Source organism: Nocardioides sp. LHG3406-4 (genome assembly GCF_049897745.1).
Taxonomy (GTDB): domain Bacteria; phylum Actinomycetota; class Actinomycetes; order Propionibacteriales; family Nocardioidaceae; genus Nocardioides.
The window spans coordinates 113,779-131,151 of sequence record NZ_JAFCWV010000006.1; the positions used below are offsets into that span (position 1 = coordinate 113,779).

Annotated in this window: 17 protein-coding genes and 1 riboswitch; of the genes, 13 read left to right on the forward strand and 4 right to left on the reverse strand. The window is 71.8% G+C overall.

The features are described from left to right. The 4 genes from ACP7BP_RS19155 to ACP7BP_RS19170 are packed head-to-tail and all read left to right on the forward strand — an operon-like array spanning position 1 to position 3,989. The gene (locus ACP7BP_RS19155; RefSeq protein WP_426246957.1) at positions 1 to 459 is read left to right on the forward strand and encodes a universal stress protein; all 459 of its coding nucleotides are present in this window, start codon (positions 1 to 3) and stop codon (positions 457 to 459) included. A 28-nt stretch (positions 460 to 487) separates the two neighbouring features. Next, positions 488 to 844 (forward strand): hypothetical protein, encoded by a 357-nt coding sequence (locus tag ACP7BP_RS19160; RefSeq protein ID WP_426246959.1) that lies wholly within the window; start codon positions 488 to 490, stop codon positions 842 to 844. A gap of 45 nt (positions 845 to 889) precedes the next feature. Then, on the forward strand, positions 890 to 3,298 hold the full coding sequence (gene pcrA / locus ACP7BP_RS19165; protein WP_426246961.1) for a DNA helicase PcrA: 2,409 nt from the start codon (positions 890 to 892) through the stop codon (positions 3,296 to 3,298). A 58-nt stretch (positions 3,299 to 3,356) separates the two neighbouring features. Then, positions 3,357 to 3,989, forward strand: a complete 633-nt coding sequence (locus tag ACP7BP_RS19170) for a LysE family translocator (protein ID WP_426246963.1) — start codon at positions 3,357 to 3,359, stop codon at positions 3,987 to 3,989. An 18-nt stretch (positions 3,990 to 4,007) separates the two neighbouring features. Here ACP7BP_RS19170 and ACP7BP_RS19175 read toward each other — a convergent pair whose 3' ends face one another. Continuing rightward, positions 4,008 to 4,937, reverse strand: a complete 930-nt coding sequence (locus ACP7BP_RS19175; RefSeq protein WP_426246964.1) for a M23 family metallopeptidase — start codon at positions 4,935 to 4,937, stop codon at positions 4,008 to 4,010. Positions 4,938 to 5,195: 258 nt separating this feature from the next. Between ACP7BP_RS19175 and ACP7BP_RS19180 the strand changes: the two genes are divergently transcribed. Next, positions 5,196 to 5,612, forward strand: coding sequence for a cobalamin B12-binding domain-containing protein (locus ACP7BP_RS19180; RefSeq protein WP_426246965.1), 417 nt, complete (start codon positions 5,196 to 5,198; stop codon positions 5,610 to 5,612). A 4-nt stretch (positions 5,613 to 5,616) separates the two neighbouring features. On the opposite strand, the gene ACP7BP_RS19185 is transcribed toward ACP7BP_RS19180, so the two are convergent. After that, positions 5,617 to 6,219, reverse strand: a complete 603-nt coding sequence (locus ACP7BP_RS19185) for a dihydrofolate reductase family protein (RefSeq protein ID WP_426246967.1) — start codon at positions 6,217 to 6,219, stop codon at positions 5,617 to 5,619. Between the two features lie 169 nt (positions 6,220 to 6,388). Here ACP7BP_RS19185 and sucC point away from each other — a divergent pair, with 169 nt between their 5' ends. Together sucC and sucD are read left to right on the forward strand one after the other, a co-directional pair. Continuing rightward, positions 6,389 to 7,558: an ADP-forming succinate--CoA ligase subunit beta gene (gene sucC, locus ACP7BP_RS19190; protein ID WP_426246969.1), complete on the forward strand. Its 1,170-nt coding sequence runs from the start codon at positions 6,389 to 6,391 to the stop codon at positions 7,556 to 7,558. Between the two features lies 1 nt (position 7,559). Continuing rightward, positions 7,560 to 8,441, forward strand: coding sequence for a succinate--CoA ligase subunit alpha (gene sucD / locus ACP7BP_RS19195; RefSeq protein ID WP_426246971.1), 882 nt, complete (start codon positions 7,560 to 7,562; stop codon positions 8,439 to 8,441). Positions 8,442 to 8,543: 102 nt separating this feature from the next. On the opposite strand, the gene ACP7BP_RS19200 is transcribed toward sucD, so the two are convergent. Then, the gene (locus tag ACP7BP_RS19200; protein WP_426246973.1) at positions 8,544 to 10,439 is read right to left on the reverse strand and encodes a hypothetical protein; all 1,896 of its coding nucleotides are present in this window, start codon (positions 10,437 to 10,439) and stop codon (positions 8,544 to 8,546) included. A 136-nt stretch (positions 10,440 to 10,575) separates the two neighbouring features. On the opposite strand from ACP7BP_RS19200, the gene ACP7BP_RS19205 reads away from it, so the two are divergent. The 5 genes from ACP7BP_RS19205 (at position 10,576) to ACP7BP_RS19225 (ending at position 15,378) form a co-directional block, all read left to right on the forward strand. Next, on the forward strand, positions 10,576 to 11,832 hold the full coding sequence (locus ACP7BP_RS19205; protein WP_426246975.1) for a DUF6350 family protein: 1,257 nt from the start codon (positions 10,576 to 10,578) through the stop codon (positions 11,830 to 11,832). A 26-nt stretch (positions 11,833 to 11,858) separates the two neighbouring features. After that, positions 11,859 to 12,470 (forward strand): phosphoribosylglycinamide formyltransferase, encoded by a 612-nt coding sequence (purN, locus tag ACP7BP_RS19210; RefSeq protein ID WP_426246977.1) that lies wholly within the window; start codon positions 11,859 to 11,861, stop codon positions 12,468 to 12,470. Next, positions 12,468 to 12,545, forward strand: a riboswitch (ZMP/ZTP riboswitch). It overlaps the preceding gene by 3 nt. A 28-nt stretch (positions 12,546 to 12,573) precedes the next feature. Further along, positions 12,574 to 14,127, forward strand: coding sequence for a bifunctional phosphoribosylaminoimidazolecarboxamide formyltransferase/IMP cyclohydrolase (gene purH, locus ACP7BP_RS19215; protein WP_426246979.1), 1,554 nt, complete (start codon positions 12,574 to 12,576; stop codon positions 14,125 to 14,127). 16 nt (positions 14,128 to 14,143) lie between these two features. Then, complete coding sequence (locus ACP7BP_RS19220; protein WP_426246981.1) at positions 14,144 to 15,007, forward strand: bifunctional methylenetetrahydrofolate dehydrogenase/methenyltetrahydrofolate cyclohydrolase; 864 nt, start codon at positions 14,144 to 14,146, stop codon at positions 15,005 to 15,007. Continuing rightward, a complete protein-coding gene (locus ACP7BP_RS19225) occupies positions 15,004 to 15,378 on the forward strand; it encodes a DUF3017 domain-containing protein (protein ID WP_426246983.1) in 375 nt (124 codons plus the stop codon). The genes ACP7BP_RS19220 and ACP7BP_RS19225 overlap by 4 nt, the downstream gene beginning before the upstream one ends. 62 nt (positions 15,379 to 15,440) lie before the next feature. Here the strand turns inward: ACP7BP_RS19225 and ACP7BP_RS19230 are convergent, their stop codons facing one another. Beyond that, positions 15,441 to 16,430, reverse strand: a complete 990-nt coding sequence (locus ACP7BP_RS19230) for a malate dehydrogenase (RefSeq protein WP_426246984.1) — start codon at positions 16,428 to 16,430, stop codon at positions 15,441 to 15,443. Positions 16,431 to 16,525: 95 nt separating this feature from the next. On the opposite strand from ACP7BP_RS19230, the gene ACP7BP_RS19235 reads away from it, so the two are divergent. Continuing rightward, positions 16,526 to 17,290, forward strand: a complete 765-nt coding sequence (locus ACP7BP_RS19235) for a hypothetical protein (RefSeq protein WP_426246986.1) — start codon at positions 16,526 to 16,528, stop codon at positions 17,288 to 17,290. Positions 17,291 to 17,373 lie beyond the last annotated feature (83 nt).

The window sequence follows — 17,373 nt, forward strand, 5'->3', positions numbered from 1 at the left end:
ATGCACGTCGTCATCGCCGTCGACGGCTCGCGCCAGTCGCTGCTCATCGTGCGCAAGCTCAAGGACATCGCCGACCCGTCGAAGGTCACCGACGTGTCCCTGGTGGCCGTCGTGCGGCCGCTGGCGGCTGTCGGGTTCGCCGACGAGCTCTCCGAGGAGACCCGGGTCGAGTCGGCGCTGTCGTTCCGCAACGCCGCCGAGCGAGCGCTGGAGGCGGTGGCGAAGGAGCTTGACGGCTGGGGGCCGAAGGTGCACCAGCGCATCCGCAGCGGGTCGCCGGCCGCGGAGATCGTCAAGGCGGCCGAGCGGTACGCGGCGGGGCTGGTGGTCGTGGGTGCGGGCGGCGGGGGCTTGAGCGTCGGCAGTACGGCGCAGCGCGTGCAGCACCACGCGCCGTGCCCGGTGCTCGTCGTGCGCCCGGCGCCGCGACAGAGGAAGAAGGGCGCCGCTAGACGCTGACCGACCCTCGCGGCGATACGGTGCCGCCATGGAAACCCTGCGCCACGTTCTGCTGGTCGTCCACATCCTCGGCTTCGCCGCACTCTTCGGTGGCCTCGTCGTCCAGGCCCGCGAGCCGCAGAAGACGGTCAACGCGGCCATGCGCGACGGAGCGGGTACGGCGTTCCTCTTCGGCCTGCTGCTCGTCGGGGTGCTGGAGTCCGGGGACGGCGACGTCAATCACGCGAAGATCGGCGTGAAGTTCGCCATCGGTCTCGTCATCTTGGTGCTGGTGATGGCCAACGTCCGCAAGCCGACCATCCCGCAGGGGCTTTACCTCGGCCTGCTGGCGCTCACCGTGGCCAACATCTGCGTCGCCGTCCTCTGGTCGCCCGCGCACACCTGATCGGCGACGGCCTCGTCGGTGCCGGCACGTAGGGTTGGCACCGACATGAGCGATCTCCTCCCCGGCTTCGACAGTCTCCAGCCCGAGCCCCGCACGACTCGGCGCGGGCCGACCGCGGAGGAGCTTCTCGCCGGGCTCAACGAGCCCCAGCGGGCGGCCGTGCGCCATGCCGGGGCGCCGTTGCTGGTGGTGGCCGGCGCCGGCTCGGGCAAGACCCGGGTGCTCACCCGTCGGATCGCCTGGCTGATCACCGAGCGCAAGGCGCACCCCGGCTCGATCCTGGCCATCACCTTCACCAACAAGGCCGCCGCCGAGATGAAGGAGCGCGTCGAGGAGCTCGTCGGCAAGCGGGCGCGCATCATGTGGGTCTCGACGTTCCACTCCGCGTGCGTGCGCATCCTGCGCAAGGAGATCGACAAGTTCGGCTACAAGTCGAGCTTCTCGATCTACGACGCCGCCGACTCCAAGCGCCTGATGACGCTGGTGCTGCGCGACCTCGACCTGGACCCCAAGCGCTACCAGCCGGGCGCCGTCCTGCACTGGGTGTCCAACCACAAGAACGACCTGCGCGACGCCGAGGAGGCCGCCAAGGACACCAAGAACAACTTCGAGGAGGCCTACGCCGCGGCCTACTCCGCCTACCAGCGCCGGCTGCGCGAGGCCAACGCCCTCGACTTCGACGACCTGATCATGATGACCGTCCACCTCTTCCAGACGTTCCCCGAGGTACGCGAGACCTACCGGCGCCGGTTCCGGCACGTGCTCGTCGACGAGTACCAGGACACCAACCACGCGCAGTACGCCCTGATCCACCAGCTGTGCGCCGACAACCCCGAGCTCACCGAGTCGGGTGGCGAGCGGGTCGAGCCGGCGGAGCTGATGGTGGTGGGCGACGCCGACCAGTCGATCTACGCGTTCCGCGGCGCCAACATCCGCAACATCCTCGACTTCGAGGAGGACTTCCCCGACGCGACCTCGATCCTGCTCGAGCAGAACTACCGCTCCACCCAGACGATCCTCAACGCCGCCAACTCCGTGATCGGCAACAACGCCGGTCGCAAGGCGAAGCGGCTGTGGTCCGAGGCCGGCACGGGCGAGCGCATCGTCGGGTACGTCGGCGACGACGAGCACGACGAGGCCCGCTTCGTCTCCGAGGAGATCGACAAGCTCGTCGACGGTGGCGTCAGGCCGGCCGACGTCGCGGTGTTCTACCGCACCAACGCCCAGTCGCGGGTGTTCGAGGAGGTGTTCATCCGCACCGGCCAGCCCTACAAGGTCGTCGGCGGGGTGCGCTTCTACGAGCGCCGCGAGGTTCGCGATGCGCTCGCCTACCTCCGGATGCTCGCCAACCCCGACGACGAGATCTCGCTGCGACGCATCCTGAACACCCCCAAGCGGGGCATCGGCGACCGTGCCGAGGCGTGCGTCGCGGCGCTCGCCGAGCGGGAGCGGATCACCTTCTGGGAGGCGCTCACCCGCGCCAGGGACGCACCGGGGGTGGCCACCCGGTCGCTGAAGAACATCGAGGCGTTCGTCGCGATGATCCAGGAGCTCCAGTCGATGGTGGCCGCCGACGAGCGCGCCGACGTGATCCTCGAGTCGGTGCTCGAGCGATCGGGCTACCTCGTCGAGCTGGAGGCCTCCGACGACCCGCAGGACCACACCCGGGTCGAGAACCTCGCCGAGCTCGTCGCCGTGGCCCGCGAGTTCTCCGACGACCCGGTGGCCGGGCCGTCGGCCGACCCCGCCGACGTCGACGCCGGCACCGTCGCGCCCGGGCTGGGCGACTTCCTGGAGCGCGTCGCGCTGGTCGCCGACACCGACCAGATCCCCGACACCCCCGACGGCGACGACTCCGGTGTGGTCACGCTGATGACGCTGCACACCGCCAAGGGCCTCGAGTTCCCGGTGGTCTTCCTGACCGGCCTCGAGGATGGCGTCTTCCCCCATCAGCGCTCGCTGGGCGACCAGCCCGAGCTCGAGGAGGAGCGCCGCCTCGCCTACGTCGGCATCACCCGTGCCCAGCAGCGGCTCTACATCTCCCGCGCCGTGGTGCGCTCCGCCTGGGGGGCGCCCTCGCACAACCCGGCCTCACGCTTCCTCGACGAGCTGCCGGTCGATCTCGTCGACTGGCGCCGCACCGAGGCGGCGCAGACCCGGTGGGGCCGGCCCGACCTGGCCGCCAACTCGGCGGCCCGCCTGGGCCAGCCCACCGCTGCGGGACGCCGCAACTTCTCCTCCGCGGCGGCGCGCGCCGACGTGATGGCGAAGGCCAAGCCGGCCCGTGAGATCCCGTCGCTCGAGCCGGGCGACCGGGTGCTGCACGACTCGTTCGGCCTCGGCACCGTCGTCTCGATGGAGGGAGCGGCCGAGAAGTCCGTCGCCTCGATCGACTTCGGCTCCGAGGGCGTCAAGCGGCTGCTGCTGCGCTACGCGCCGGTCGAGAAGCTCTGAGGGTCCACCGCCCGGAAACCTCCGTGCGCTGGAGACGGTGCGGTGCCAGACTCGGCTCATGCCCACCTCCAGCCAGTGGCTGGCCTTCCTGGTCGCCTCGATCCTGTTCATCCAGGTCCCCGGGCCGAGCCTGCTCTTCACCATCGGCCGGGCGCTCTCGGTCGGCCGGAGGGAGGCACTGCTGTCGGTGTGCGGCAACGCCCTCGGGATCGCCTGCCAGACGGTGTTCGTCGCGCTCGGCCTCGGGGCGGTGGTGGCGGCCAGCGCGACGGCGTACTCCGCGCTGAAGCTCTGCGGAGCGGCCTACGTGATCTACCTCGGCGTGCAGGCCATCCGGCACCGCGCCGACGCCCGGCTGGTGCTCGAGGGGCTGCGGCCCACGGCGACGCGGCAGCCGCGACCGGTGCGGATGGGCTTCGTCGTCGGAGTCACCAACCCGAAGACCCTCGTCTACTTCGCCGCGTTCCTGCCGCAGTTCGTCCACGAGGGCGCCGGCTCCACCGGCGTGCAGATCGCACTGCTAGGCGGGGTGTTCGCCCTGATGGCCGTGATGTCGGACTCCGTGTGGGCGCTGGTGGCGTCGCGGGCCAGGGACTGGTTCGCGCGGCGGCCGGGTCGGCTCGACTCCCTGGGCCTGGCGGGGGGCGTGTCGATGGTGGGTCTCGGCGCGACGATGGCCGTCACCGACTGACGACCGACCCGGGTGGGGCTAGGGCTGGACGCCGTGCTCGACGAGCTGGGCGTACGGGTCCACCGGGGTGTCGGGGGACGGTCGCACCTCGAGGTGGAGGTGCGGGCCGGTGACGTGGCCCGTCGAGCCGATCGATCCGATGACCTCGCCGGGGGCGACCGAGTCGCCGGTGCTGACGAGGTAGGAGGTCTGGTGGCAGTACCAGATCTCGGTGCCGTCCTCGAGGGTGATGACGGTCTTGTTGCCGTAGGCGCCGTCGTACCCGGTGGAGGTCACGACCCCGCCCGCGACTGCGCGGATCGGGGTGCCGCTCGGGGCGGCGAAGTCGAGGCCGGTGTGGTTGTGCGCCCACAGCCCGCTCGACATGCCGAACGTGGCGGTGATGCGGTACCCGTCCACCGGCAGCACCCACTGGTTCTTCTCGAGCTTGAGTGCCTGCTGGGCCGCCTTCTCGGCGTAGGCCTCGAGAGCGGTGTTGCGCTGGCGGGCCTGGGCCTCGGCTTCGGCGACCAGCTCCGCGTCGGGGGCGGAGACCGGCCCCCGGCGTGCGGTGCGACTCACGGGGGCGGCGTCGCGGCTGAGGAGCCCGGCGTCGGTGGCCCCGGTGAACATCTGGGCGGCGGCGACGGTGCCGGTGTCCATCCGATCGGTGACGTGGTCCGGGTCGGCGGCACTGATGGCCCCGCCCGCGGAGATGGCCAGCGCGGCGACACCGACCAGGACCGGTGCGGAGGGCAGCCGGCGGAACAGCGGGGTGCTCCGGGCGGTGTGCTTGGCGGCCTTGCGCCTGCCGGGGGCAGGGGCGGCGGGCTGGGGGACCGCCTTGGCGGCCGACTTCGCCGCGGCCCGGCTTGCGACCCGGGCGCCGGCCACCGGAGCGGCCTTGCGGGGCTTCGATCGGGCCCCTTCCCGGGTCGCCGCGTGCGTCGTGGACCGACTTTCAGGCATGGGGGACGGGGTCTCCGAGGGGTCGCGGCGTTGACCGCGCTCTGCTCGGTGCTGACCCATAAAGGTGTACCTCGACTGCGTCCGGGGGAAAGACAACGCGGCCGACTGTAACGGATCGGTCACGGCCGCTGAAATCCTGGGTGCCAACGATTGTGGAGGAGCACCTCGGCGACCGCAGGAGTTTCACCCATTCCGCTGCCGCAGGCAACCCCTCCAGGTGGCCCCTCGACCCGCGCCGGGTCGGTTAGCGTTCCGGCCATGAGCTCGACCGCCGCTGTACGCCGCCTCCGGATAGTCATCGGGGAGCCCGGGCCGGACGGGCACGACGAAGGGGCCAGGATCCTGGCGCGGGCGCTGCGTGACGCCGGTCACGAGGTCGTCTACACGGGCCTGTACTCGACGCCGGAGCAGGTCGTCGAGACCGCGATCCAGGAGGACGCCCACCTGATCGGTCTCTCGGTGCCGCCCGGGGAGCACCTGGGGCTCTTCCGCAGGCTGATCGAGCTGCTCGCGGAGCGCGACGCCTCCGACATCGTCGTCTTCGGCGGCGGGACCATCCCCGACGAGGACATCCCGGTGCTCGAGGAGCTCGGGGTGGCAAAGGTCTTCGGCCCGGGCGCCACCCCCGGCGAGATCACCGGCTGGCTCGCGGAGCACTGCGCCGACGAGGCGTGAACCGTCAGCCGGGCCTCGTCACGTCGAGCACGACGTTGAGCCGCTGACCGACGAGGCCGCCCTCGCGGAAGGCCAGCCGCGAGGAGATGATCCGGCGGGGGAGCAGCGGGGCCCCGGCGCCGAGCACCACCGGTGTGATGTGGACGTGGATCTCGTCGAGGAGCCCCGCGTCGTCGAACTGGCCGACCAGGTCGCCGCCGCCCACGATCCAGACGTTGCGGTCGGGGACCGCCGCGACCATGGCGTCGTACGCCGCCTGGACCGGGCCCTGCGCGAACCGGATGTCGACCCCGGGGATCGGGGGGAGCTCACGGTGGGTGAAGACCCATGCGGGCCGGGCGCCGTAGAACTCGCGCCACTGCTCGGGGCCGGTGCGCATCTCGGGGTGGTGCTCGAGCATCCACTCGTAGGTGGTGGCCCCCATGGTGAGCACGCCCACCCCGGCGATGAAGGAGTCCCACGACCTGGCGCCCTCCTCGTCGCCCGAGTGCGGCACCTCGAAGAGCCAGTCGAGCGAATGGTGCTCGTCGGCGATGAATCCGTCGAGGGTGGCGGCGGTGTAGTACTGCACCTTGCTGATCCCTCTGCTCACCCCGGGCTCGGCCATGTCGACCACGCTAGCGACGGGCGCCGACACGCCGCTTGATCGAGCTTGCCGTGACCTAGATCGCGCCGGCCCGCATGGCCCGGAGGGTGCGAACCGGTCTAAGGTGCCAGAGGCTTTGAGCCGTGCAATCCCCCGACTGTCGAGAAGAAGAATAAGGACTGGGTACATCGTGGACTTGATGGAGTACCAGGCAAAAGAGCTCTTTGCCAAGCATGGAGTGGCCGGCGCGCTCGGCAAGACCGTCGAGACCCCCGAGGACGCACGCGCGGCCGCCGAGGAGATCGGTGGCGTCGTCGTCGTCAAGGCCCAGGTCAAGGCCGGGGGCCGCGGCAAGGCCGGCGGCGTCAAGGTGGCGAAGTCGCCCGAGGAGGCCGAGGAGGCCGCCCGCGCGATCCTCGACCTGGAGATCAAGGGGCTGCCGGTCAACCGCGTCCTGGTCGTCCCCGGTGCGTCGATCGAGGAGGAGTACTACTTCTCCTTCCTGCTCGACCGGTCGAACCGCTCCTACCTGTGCATCGCCAGCGTCGAGGGCGGTGTGGAGATCGAGGAGGTCGCCAAGACCAACCCCGACGCCGTCAAGAAGATCGCGATCGACGCCCTCACCGGCGTGGACGCCCAGAAGGCCGCCGCCATCGCCGACGAGGCCGGTTTCCCGGCCGAGCTGCGCGACCAGGCGATCGAGATGATCCAGCAGCTCTGGACCGTCTTCACCGAGGAGGACGCCACCCTCGTGGAGGTCAACCCCCTCGCTCGCCTGACCGGCGACAAGCTGGAGGCGCTCGACGGCAAGGTCTCGCTCGACGAGAACGCCGAGTTCCGCCACGAGGACCACAAGCGGTTCGAGATCCGCGACGAGGCCGACCCCCTCGAGGCGAAGGCCAAGGACAAGGGCCTCAACTACGTCAAGCTCGACGGTGCCGTCGGCATCATCGGCAACGGCGCCGGCCTGGTCATGTCGACCCTCGACGTCGTCGCGTACGCCGGCGAGAAGCACGGCGGCGTGACGCCGGCGAACTTCCTCGACATCGGCGGCGGTGCCAACGCCCAGGTGATGGCCGACGGACTCGACGTGATCCTCAACGACGAGCAGGTCAAGTCGGTCTTCGTGAACGTCTTCGGTGGCATCACCGCGTGTGACGAGGTCGCCAACGGCATCGTCGGCGCGCTGGAGATCCTCGGCGACGAGGCGACCAAGCCCCTCGTCGTACGCCTCGACGGGAACAACGTCGTGGAGGGTCGCCGCATCCTCAGCGAGGCGAACCACCCGCTGGTGACGATGGTCGACACGATGGACGGCGCGGCCGACAAGGCCGCCGAGCTGGCGAACGGGAGCAACTGAGATGTCTATCTACCTCAACAAGGACTCCAAGATCATCGTCCAGGGCATGACGGGCGGGATGGGCTCCAAGCACACCACCCTCATGGTCGAGGCGGGCTCCAACATCGTCGGCGGCGTCAACGCCCGCAAGGCGGGCACGTCGGTCGAGCTGGGTGGCAAGGACCTCCCGGTCTTCGGCAGCGTCAAGGAGGCGATGGCCGAGACCGGCGCCAACGTCTCGGTCGTGTTCGTGCCGCCGGCCTTCACCAAGGACGCCTGCATCGAGGCCATCGACGCCGGCATCGCCCTGCTGGTCGTCATCACCGAGGGTGTCCCGGTGCAGGACTCTGCCGAGGTGTTCGCCTACCTCGAGGGCAAGTCCACCCGGATGATCGGTCCCAACTGCCCGGGCATCATCACTCCCGGTGAGTCGCTGGCCGGCATCACCCCGCACACCATCGCGGGCAAGGGCCCGGTCGGCCTGGTGTCCAAGTCGGGCACCCTGACCTACCAGATGATGTACGAGCTGCGTGACTTCGGGTTCACCACCGCCATCGGCATCGGCGGCGACCCGATCATCGGCACCACCCACATCGACGCCCTCGAGGCGTTCGAGAACGACCCGGACACCAAGGCGATCGTGATGATCGGCGAGATCGGCGGCGACGCCGAGGAGCGTGCCGCCGACTACATCAAGGCTCACGTCACGAAGCCGGTCGTCGGGTACGTCGCGGGCTTCACCGCCCCCGAGGGCAAGACGATGGGGCACGCCGGGGCGATCGTGTCCGGCTCGTCCGGCACGGCGCAGGCCAAGAAGGAGGCTCTCGAGGCGGTCGGCGTCAAGGTCGGCAAGACGCCGTCCGAGACCGCCGCCCTGATGCGGGAGATCCTGCAGGCACTCTGATCGAGCGCACGAGCGCACGAGCGCACGAGCGGACGCCCCGGCCCCTGGGCCGGGGCGTCTGTCATGTCCCCGGCCGGTGGCCAGAAGCGGCGGAAGGGCGCCTCAGGGCTCACTGACTCCCAGATCGAGCCGGGGCAGCCGCGACAGGGCCCGGTCGACCAGGGCCAGGAAGTCGGCGCGCTCCATCGACATCGCACGAGACGGCACGAAGCCGACCTGGGCGACCGTATCGCCGCTGCGGATGATCGCCATCAGGAACTCCACGGAGTCCTTGTCGGAGATCTGGGTGGAGATGTTCCATGCCGTCACGTCGGTCTTGGCGCCGGCGACGTGCCGCAGCTGACGGACCTCGGTGCCGAAGGCGTTCTCCGCGCACCGGCCGACCCGCTCGCGGACGTCCTTGACGAACGTGCGGGCGCGGCTCTGCGACCACATCCCGACCGTCTCGGTGAGACCGAACTCGTTGGCCTTGTCGACGGCGGGGAACAGGAAGGTCCGGGTGAGGTTCGTGCGCACGCCGGCGCCGGTGAACTTCGTGCGGTCGCAACGGGTCGAGGCGACGTTGACCTTGGCCCTCGCCGGCTCGGTGCCGATCCACGGACCGGGCGCGCGCGCGATGGGCGGGAGGTCGAACTCGCTCAGCATGCCGGGCACGACGCCGGCCGGCGGCACCGCGATCTCCTTGACCGCAGGCTCTCCGGCGCAGGCGTTGGCGCCCGGCGCCGAGCACAGGCGGTTGACGGCGGCGGCGAGCACGGCAGCCGGCTTGCGGACATCGGTCTGCAGCCCGTCGAACCGGGAGACGGTGGTGACCGTCATCTGCCCGCTGCGCGCCACGCCCACCCGCAGGGTGCGCGGCTCGCCCTTCCAGCTGCGGAGGGTGTAGAGCCGGGCGTCGTCCCCAACCTGGTCGACCCGGTGCACCGAGAGCAGCTGGATGCGGTCGGCAAGGCACCCGGCGTACCAGCCGTTGACCGTGGCGTAGGCCTTCCGCGCCGCCTCGTCGGATCCCGACAGCTCGACGAGCTCCCAGGCCGTGGCCTCCGCCGGGGGCGCGGGGGTGACCTTCGACTTCTGCTTCGACCTGTCCTTCTTCGCCGACTCCGCCGCGCTTGGGCCGGTGCCCTCGAACGTGCGCACGAACGCGCCCCGGCCCTGGGGATCGGCGTACCGGTGGAGCTGGCAGGGGAGTGCCAGCCCGCTCCCGCCGGCGTTGTCGTCGGTGTCGGACTCGACCCACGTCATCTGCCTGTCGAGAGGACGGACGTCGGCCGCCGCCATCAGCACGTCGTCGCTGAGGGTCGGACCCTGGTCGGCCTCGTCGTCGGTCACGGGCGAGGTGTCGAACCGCTCGTGGTCGAGGCTCGCGGTCGCGGTGTCACCCTGGGTCACGAAGGTGCCCCCGGCGAGCAGCACGAGTGCGGTGCCGACCACTCCGACGACAGTGTGCGTACGCCGCCGGGCCGCGCCGGCGCGTCTGACGATGGAGACGCGCGGCCAGCGCACGCCCTCCGTGACGGTGCGCAGGTGCTCGAGGTGCGCGCGGGCCTCCGTGGAGCCGGTGTCGCGGGCGACGGCGAACTGTGCCGTGGCGGTCTGGAGCTCGCGCTCGACGTCGGCCTGCGGTCGGCCGACCTCGCGAGCGATCGCGGCCAGCGGCAGCGGCGAGAGGTTGGTGAGGATCAGGGCCTTGCGCTGCGCCACCGGCAGCTTCGAGAGTGCGTCGAGGGTGCTCTTGGCGTCGGCGTCGAGGTCCTTCTCGCGGTGCCAGATGCGGGCCGTGTGCCGGCGCTGCGCGCGGCCCCAGGCGAGTGGGCGGAGCCAGGCCTCGGGATCCTCGAGCCGCGAGACCTTGCGCCAGTGGTGCCAGGCGACGGCGAACGCGTCGCGCACCGCCGCGCGGGCCACGGGGAGGTCACCGGTCAGCGCGTAGGCCTCGAGGAGCACGCGGTCGCGCGCGTCGAGGTAGAACGCGTCGAACTCGTCTGGATCCCTCATGACCACTCAACGTTACGGGGCGGACCCCAGATCATGCACACCAACCCGTCATCTGGACCCCCGCTGAGCCGGGACCCGACCGCCCGCGGCGTGGCACCCCCGGCCGACGCGACCGGCGGGCCAAGATGGCAGGGCCATGACTTCGCTGCTGCCTGCCCGCCCTACCGGTCGGACCCGGCCGCCCGGACCCACGCCCCGGCGCCGACCGGTCGCCGTCCTCGGCATGCTCGCCGGGCTCGCCGCCGCGGGCTCGACGCTGCTGGTGTGCCTGGCCGTCGGCGTGGTCGGCTGGTTCCTCAGTGATGCCGGCGTGCACGGCGCACCCCGCGACGGGATGCGGGCCGGTGCGCTGGGCTGGCTGGCGGCCCACGGCTCGGGCCTGGTGGTGCGCGGCGTGGCGGTCGACCTCGTGCCCCTCGGTCTCACCGCGATCTGCGCGTGGGTCGTGTGGCGCACCGCCCTCCGGCTGGGTGAGGCGGTGTCGGCGCACGGTCCCGACGCCCACCGCATCGCCGACGGCGAGCGCGACTGGACCGTCCCGGCCGCCGTCTCGACGTACTTCGCCGGCTACGCCGTCGTGGCCGTGGTCACCTCCTCGCTCGCGGGCGGCGAGGTCGCTCCGTCAGTGACCCCGGTGCTCGGCTGGACGCTGCTGCTCACCGTCTGCCTGGCCGCTCCCGCGGTGGCGATCGGGTCCGGTCGCGCGGCGATCTGGGCGTCGTACCTCCCGCCCGTGCTGCGCTACGGCGTGCGCACGGCGCTCGGCGTGCTCGGCACCTTCCTGGTCGTCAGCGCGGTGGTGCTGGCCGTCGCGTTCGTCGTCGACCTGGCCGCCGCTCTCAACATGGCCTCGCGCCTGCACACCGGCGCCGGCGAGGCGACCCTGCTCGGCCTGGTCAACGGTGCCTTCGTGCCGAACGCGACCCTCTTCAGCGGGTCCTACCTCCTGGGTCCGGGGTTCGAGGTGGGCGCCCACACCCTCGTGTCGCCGGGGGCGGTGGTGCTCGGCCCGCTGCCGCTCTTCCCGCTGCTGGCCGCGCTGCCCGCGGCCGGCGCGGTGCCGGCCTGGACCGGCGCCGTGGTCGTCGTGCCCCCGCTGGTGGCAGCCCTCGCGACCGCGCGGGTGCAGCGCCGGTTCCCGACGCTGCGCTGGGACGAGGGGGCGATGCGCGGCTGCGGCGGCGGCATCATCGCCGGCTTCATGTTCGCGCTGCTCGCCGCGCTGTCGGGCGGGGCCGCAGGTCCCGGCCGGATGCGCTTCGTGGGCCCCTTCGGCTTCGACGTGCTCGTCCACGCCGTCACCGCGTTCGGGATCGGTGGCCTGCTCGGCGGGCTCGCGATGACGTGGTGGCAGCGACGGACGTCGATCCCGGTGGACGACGCCGAGGCCTGACGCCGACGGGCGCCTAGACTCCGCGGGTGCCCGCCTCCGCCCGCCTGGTCGTCCTCGTCTCCGGATCAGGCACGAACCTCCAGGCCCTGCTCGACGCCTGTGCCGACCCCGCGTACGGCGCCCGCGTGGTGGCGGTGGGAGCCGACCGGGACGACATCGAGGGTCTGGCGCGCGCTGAGCGGGCCGGCGTACCCACGTTCGTCAGGCGGGTGCCCGACTACACCTCCCGGGAGCACTGGGACCGTGCGCTGACCGACGCGGTCGCCGCCTTCGAGCCCGACCTGGTCGTGTCGGCGGGTTTCATGAAGCTCGTGGGAGAGGACTTCCTGGCCCGCTTCGAGGGCCGGATGCTGAACACCCATCCGGCGCTGTCCCCGTCGTTCCCGGGGATGCACGGGCCCGCCGAGGCGCTCGCGTACGGCGTCAAGGTCACCGGTGCGACCCTCTTCGTGGTCGACGGTGGGATCGACACCGGGCCGATCGTGGCGCAGGTGGCGGTGCCCGTCGAGGACGGTGACGACCAGGCGTCCCTCCACGAGCGGATCAAGGCCGCCGAGCGGGCGATGCTCGTCGAGAGCGTGGGCCGGATGGCGCGTGCGGGCTGGTCGGTCGACGGCCGCCGGGTTCGTCTAGGCTGAGGGCACACGACTGGCGCAGGTGGGCAACCACCGGGGAGTGACGCACGGTGAGCATCGAACGCCTGGGTGCTCGCACCGCATCCGATGCTGCAGGAGTAGTCCCGTGTCAGATCTCCAGATCCCCGTCAGGCGCGCCCTGGTCTCCGTCTACGACAAGACCGGGCTCGACGACCTGGTCCGCGGCCTCCACGAGGCGGGCGTCGCGCTCGTCTCGACGGGTGGGTCCGCCGCCCTCATCGAGGGTCTCGGCCTCCCGGTCACCCGGGTCGAGGAGCTGACCGGCTTCCCCGAGTGCCTCGACGGGCGCGTCAAGACGCTGCACCCGCGCGTGCACGCCGGCATCCTCGCCGACCGCCGCCTCGAGACGCACGTGGCGCAGCTCGCCGAGCTCGACGTGGAGCCCTTCGACCTCGTCGTGTGCAACCTCTACCCCTTCGAGCAGACCGTCCGGTCCGGCGCCTCGCCCGACGAGTGCGTGGAGCAGATCGACATCGGCGGGCCGTCGATGGTGCGCGCCGCCGCCAAGAACCATCCCTCGGTCGCGATCGTGACCTCGCCCGCGTCGTACGACGGTGTGCTGGCGGCTGTGGCGGCCGGTGGCTTCACCTTCGACCAGCGCAAGGCACTGGCCGCCGAGGCGTTCGCGCACACCGCGTCGTACGACGTCGCGGTCGCGAACTGGTTCGCCTCGTCCTACGTCGGGGCGGCCGACGGCTGGCCCGCCTTCGCCGGTGACACCTGGACCAAGTCCTCGGTGCTGCGCTACGGCGAGAATCCGCACCAGGACGCAGCGCTCTACGTCGACGCCACGGGTGGCCTGGCCGCCGCCGAGCAGCTGCACGGCAAGGAGATGTCCTACAACAACTTTGTCGACACCGACGCGGCGCGACGCGCGGCCTATGACTTCGACGAGCCGGCCGTGGCGATCATCAAGCACGCCAACCCGTGCGGCATCGCGGTCGGCGCCGACGTCGCCGAGGCGCACCGTCGGGCCCACGAGTGCGACCCCACCTCGGCGTTCGGCGGGGTCATCGCCGTCAACCGCTCCGTCTCGGTCGAGATGGCTCGCCAGGTCGCGGACGTCTTCACCGAGGTCATCGTCGCCCCGGCGTACGACGACGGCGCGGTCGAGATCCTCGCCGGCAAGAAGAACATCCGGATCCTGCGCTGCGACCCGCCGACCGACGAGCGTCCCGCCGAGATGCGGCCGGTCAGCGGCGGCATCCTGGTGCAGATGCGCGACCACGTGGACGCACCCGGCGACGACCCGGCGTCGTGGACCCTGGCCACCGGCCAGGCGGCGTCCGCAGAGGTGCTCGCCGACCTCGCGTTCGCGTGGAAGGCCTGCCGGGCGGTGAAGTCCAACGCCATCCTGCTGGCCAAGGACGGCGCCTCGGTCGGCATCGGCATGGGCCAGGTCAACCGCGTGGACTCCTGCCGACTGGCCGTCACGCGGGCGGGAGAGCGTGCCGCCGGCTCCGTCGCCGCGTCCGACGCCTTCTTCCCGTTCGAGGACGGCCCGCAGATCCTCCTCGACGCCCAGGTCGCGGCCATCGTGCAGCCGGGCGGCTCCAAGCGCGACGAGCTCACCATCAAGGCGTGCGAGGCCGCGGGCGTCACGATGTACTTCACCGGCACCCGGCACTTCGCCCACTGATCGGAAGGGACCACCCATGACTGCATCCAGCACCCGGGCACAGCCTCTGGACGGTGCGGCGACGCTCGCCACCATCAAGGCGGAGCTGACCGAGCGCGTCGCTGCTCTGCGCGAGCGCGGCATCGTGCCGGGCCTCGGCACCGTGATGGTCGGCGAGGACCCCGGCAGCCAGTGGTACGTCGGCGCGAAGCACAAGGACTCCGCGGCCATCGGGATCGCGTCCTTCCGCCGTGACCTGCCCGCCACGGCGACGCAGGCCGAGGTCGAGGCGGTCATCGACGAGCTGAACGCCGACCCCGCCTGCACCGGCTTCCTGGTGCAGCAGCCCACCGGTCTCGACGAGTTCGCCCTGCTGTCGCGCGTCGACCCCGACAAGGACGTCGACGGCCTCCACCCGACCAACCTCGGCAAGCTGGTGCTGGGCGAGCCCGGCCCGCTGCCGTGCACCCCGGTCGGGGCCATCGAGCTGCTCCGGCGCCACGGGGTGCCGATCGCGGGCGCCGAGGTCACCATCGTCGGCAGGGGGCTCACCGTCGGCCGGCCGCTGGGCCTGCTCCTGACCCGTCGCTCGGAGAACGCGACCGTCACGCTGTGCCACACCGGCACCGTCGACCTCGCCGCCCACGTGCGCAACGCCGACATCGTCGTGGCAGCGGCAGGCGTGCCCGGCATGATCACGGGCGACATGGTCAAGCCCGGCGCGGCCGTGCTCGACGTGGGCGTCTCCAGGGTCGACGGCAAGATCGCCGGCGACGTGGCCGACGACGTCTGGGACGTCGCCGGCTGGGTCTCGCCCAACCCCAAGGGTGTCGGCCCGATGACCCGCGCCATGCTGCTCACCAACATCGTCGAGATCGCCGAGAGGTCCGCACGCCCGTGACCGACGGTGAGCTGCCCACGCCCGAGGACGTTCCCGCCGTCTCGGCGGAGGCACTCGTCGACGGCGAGCTGGCCACCCCGGCCGCGCTCGAGGAGCGCCGCTACCCGAGCACGATCGGCGGCGCGTTCTACCTCGTCGTACTCGTCGTCGCGGCCGTCGCGATCGGCGTGGTCGTCGGCGGCAGCTGGCGCACGGGCATCCGCTGGCTCGGCGGTGCGCTGGTCTTCGCCGCCGTCGTCAGGGTCGTGCTCAAGAGCCGCGACGCCGGCATGCTCGCCGTCCGCTCGAAGTGGATCGACGCGGTGATGCTGTCGGGCGTGGGCGCGGCGCTGATCTTCCTGGCCGGCTCGATCCCCGACCAGCCGGGCTGAGCCCAGCCACGACGCACACGAGCCCGGCCCCACGTGGGGACCGGGCTCGTGGTGTGTCTGGGTCAGATCAGGCCGAGCTCGGTGACCGCGGCGCGCTCGTCGGCGAGCTCAGCGGTCGTCGCGTCGATGCGGCCGCGGGAGAACTCGTTGACGTCGAGGCCCTGGACGATCTCCCAGTCCCCGTTCTTGGTGGTGACGGGGAACGACGACACGAGGCCCTCGGGCACGCCGTAGGAGCCGTCGGAGACGACCGCCATCGACACCCAGTCGCCCTCGGGGGTGCCGAGCAGCCAGTCGCGAGCGGCATCGACGGTGGCGGAGGCGGCGGAGGCGGCGGACGACGACCCGCGGGCCTCGATGATCGCGGCGCCGCGCTTGGCGACGGTCGGGATGAAGGTGTTCTCCAGCCAGTCCTGGTCGCCCACGGCCTCGGCGGCGTTCTGTCCCTTGACCCGCGCGTTGAAGAGGTCGGGGTACTGCGTGGCCGAGTGGTTGCCCCAGATGGTCATGTGGGTGATGTCGGTGACCGGGGCACCGGTCTTCGCAGCGAGCTGCGAGATCGCGCGGTTGTGGTCGAGACGGGTCAACGCGGAGAAGCGCTCGGCCGGGATGTCCGGGGCGTTCGTGAGCGCGATCAGCGCGTTGGTGTTGGCCGGGTTGCCGGTGACGCCGATGCGTACGTCGTCGGCCGCCACCTCGTTGAGGGCCTTGCCCTGCGCGGTGAAGATCGCGCCGTTGGCCGAGAGCAGGTCACCGCGCTCCATGCCGGGCCCGCGGGGGCGGGCGCCGACCAGCAGCGCGAGGTTGACGCCGTCGAAGATCTTCTCCGGCTCGTGGCCGATCTCGACGCCAGCCAGCATCGGGAAGGCGCAGTCGTCGAGCTCCATCACGACGCCCTCGAGCGCCTTGAGGGCCGGCTCGATCTCCAGCAGCTGGAGCTGGATCGGGCGGTCCGGGCCGAGCAGCGAGCCGCTCGCGAGCCGGAACAGCAGGCTGTAACCGATCTGACCGGCGGCGCCGGTGACGGCGACCTTGAGGGGGGCGTTGCTCACGAGGACTCCTCGGGGGACGTGGGTGTGCGGCTCAGACGCTAGCAGCGGGCGCGGGCGCGGCGGCTCGCGGGTACGTGGGTGGCATGCTGGCCGCCATGTCGAGTTCGAGGCCCCGTCGCGGGCTCGCTGCGGCGGTGTGCGCCGTCGCCGTCCTGACCGCCGGCTGCGCGTCGTCGAGCCCTCCGGTGAGCGACCCGTCGGGCGTCGACGAGCTCGTCATCCCGACCCCCTCGCCCGACCCCGGCGACTTCGCAGCCCGGATCACCAACCCCTGGCTGCCCCTCTATCCGGGCGCCGTCTGGGAGTACGACGTCTCCGGGCCGGTCCCGGGCACCCGCACCGTGACGGTCGTCGACGGCACCACCGACGTCGCCGGTGTCGACGTGACCGGCGTACGCCAGGTCACCGCGAGCCTCGACGGCACCACGGTCGCCGAGTCGGTCGACTACTTCGCCCAGGACCGGCAGGGCAACGTGTGGGCGTTCGGCCGCGACCAGGTCGTGCCCGACACCGGCGGGTCCTGGCGGGCCGGGGTCGACGGGGCGGAGGCGGGCCTGGAGATGCCGGCACAGCCGCGCGTGGGCGACGGCTTCCGCCAGGAGCTGGCGCCGGGCCTGGCGGAGGACATCGCCAGCGTCGAGTCGCTCGACGCGACCAGGTCGACCCCGGCCGGGGAGTTTGACGGCCTCGTGCAGCTCGCCGTGACCACCGTGTCGTCGAGCGTCGGGGCGGGCACGACGTCGAGCGCCTCGCCGGGCACCTCGACGGGCGGGGGAGTGGACCGCTTCTACGCGCATGGCGTCGGCCTGGTGCAGGAGTACACCCCCCAGGCCTCGGTGTCCCTCAGCAGCTCGCCCTGACCCCTCGTTGAGTTGCGCCTCCGTGCCCGTCGAGTCGCGCCGTTGTGCCTCGTGAGTGGCGCCGTTGTTCCGTTCGACGGGTA

Coding starts and splice junctions, on each gene's coding strand:
- ACP7BP_RS19155 (WP_426246957.1), top strand. CDS start 1: ATGCACGTCGTCATCGCCGTCGACGGCTCGCGCCAGTCGCTGCTCATC.
- ACP7BP_RS19160 (WP_426246959.1), top strand. CDS start 488: ATGGAAACCCTGCGCCACGTTCTGCTGGTCGTCCACATCCTCGGCTTC.
- pcrA (WP_426246961.1), top strand. CDS start 890: ATGAGCGATCTCCTCCCCGGCTTCGACAGTCTCCAGCCCGAGCCCCGC.
- ACP7BP_RS19170 (WP_426246963.1), top strand. CDS start 3,357: ATGCCCACCTCCAGCCAGTGGCTGGCCTTCCTGGTCGCCTCGATCCTG.
- ACP7BP_RS19175 (WP_426246964.1), bottom strand. CDS start 4,937: ATGCCTGAAAGTCGGTCCACGACGCACGCGGCGACCCGGGAAGGGGCC.
- ACP7BP_RS19180 (WP_426246965.1), top strand. CDS start 5,196: ATGAGCTCGACCGCCGCTGTACGCCGCCTCCGGATAGTCATCGGGGAG.
- ACP7BP_RS19185 (WP_426246967.1), bottom strand. CDS start 6,219: ATGGCCGAGCCCGGGGTGAGCAGAGGGATCAGCAAGGTGCAGTACTAC.
- sucD (WP_426246971.1), top strand. CDS start 7,560: ATGTCTATCTACCTCAACAAGGACTCCAAGATCATCGTCCAGGGCATG.
- ACP7BP_RS19200 (WP_426246973.1), bottom strand. CDS start 10,439: ATGAGGGATCCAGACGAGTTCGACGCGTTCTACCTCGACGCGCGCGAC.
- ACP7BP_RS19205 (WP_426246975.1), top strand. CDS start 10,576: ATGACTTCGCTGCTGCCTGCCCGCCCTACCGGTCGGACCCGGCCGCCC.
- ACP7BP_RS19220 (WP_426246981.1), top strand. CDS start 14,144: ATGACTGCATCCAGCACCCGGGCACAGCCTCTGGACGGTGCGGCGACG.
- ACP7BP_RS19235 (WP_426246986.1), top strand. CDS start 16,526: ATGTCGAGTTCGAGGCCCCGTCGCGGGCTCGCTGCGGCGGTGTGCGCC.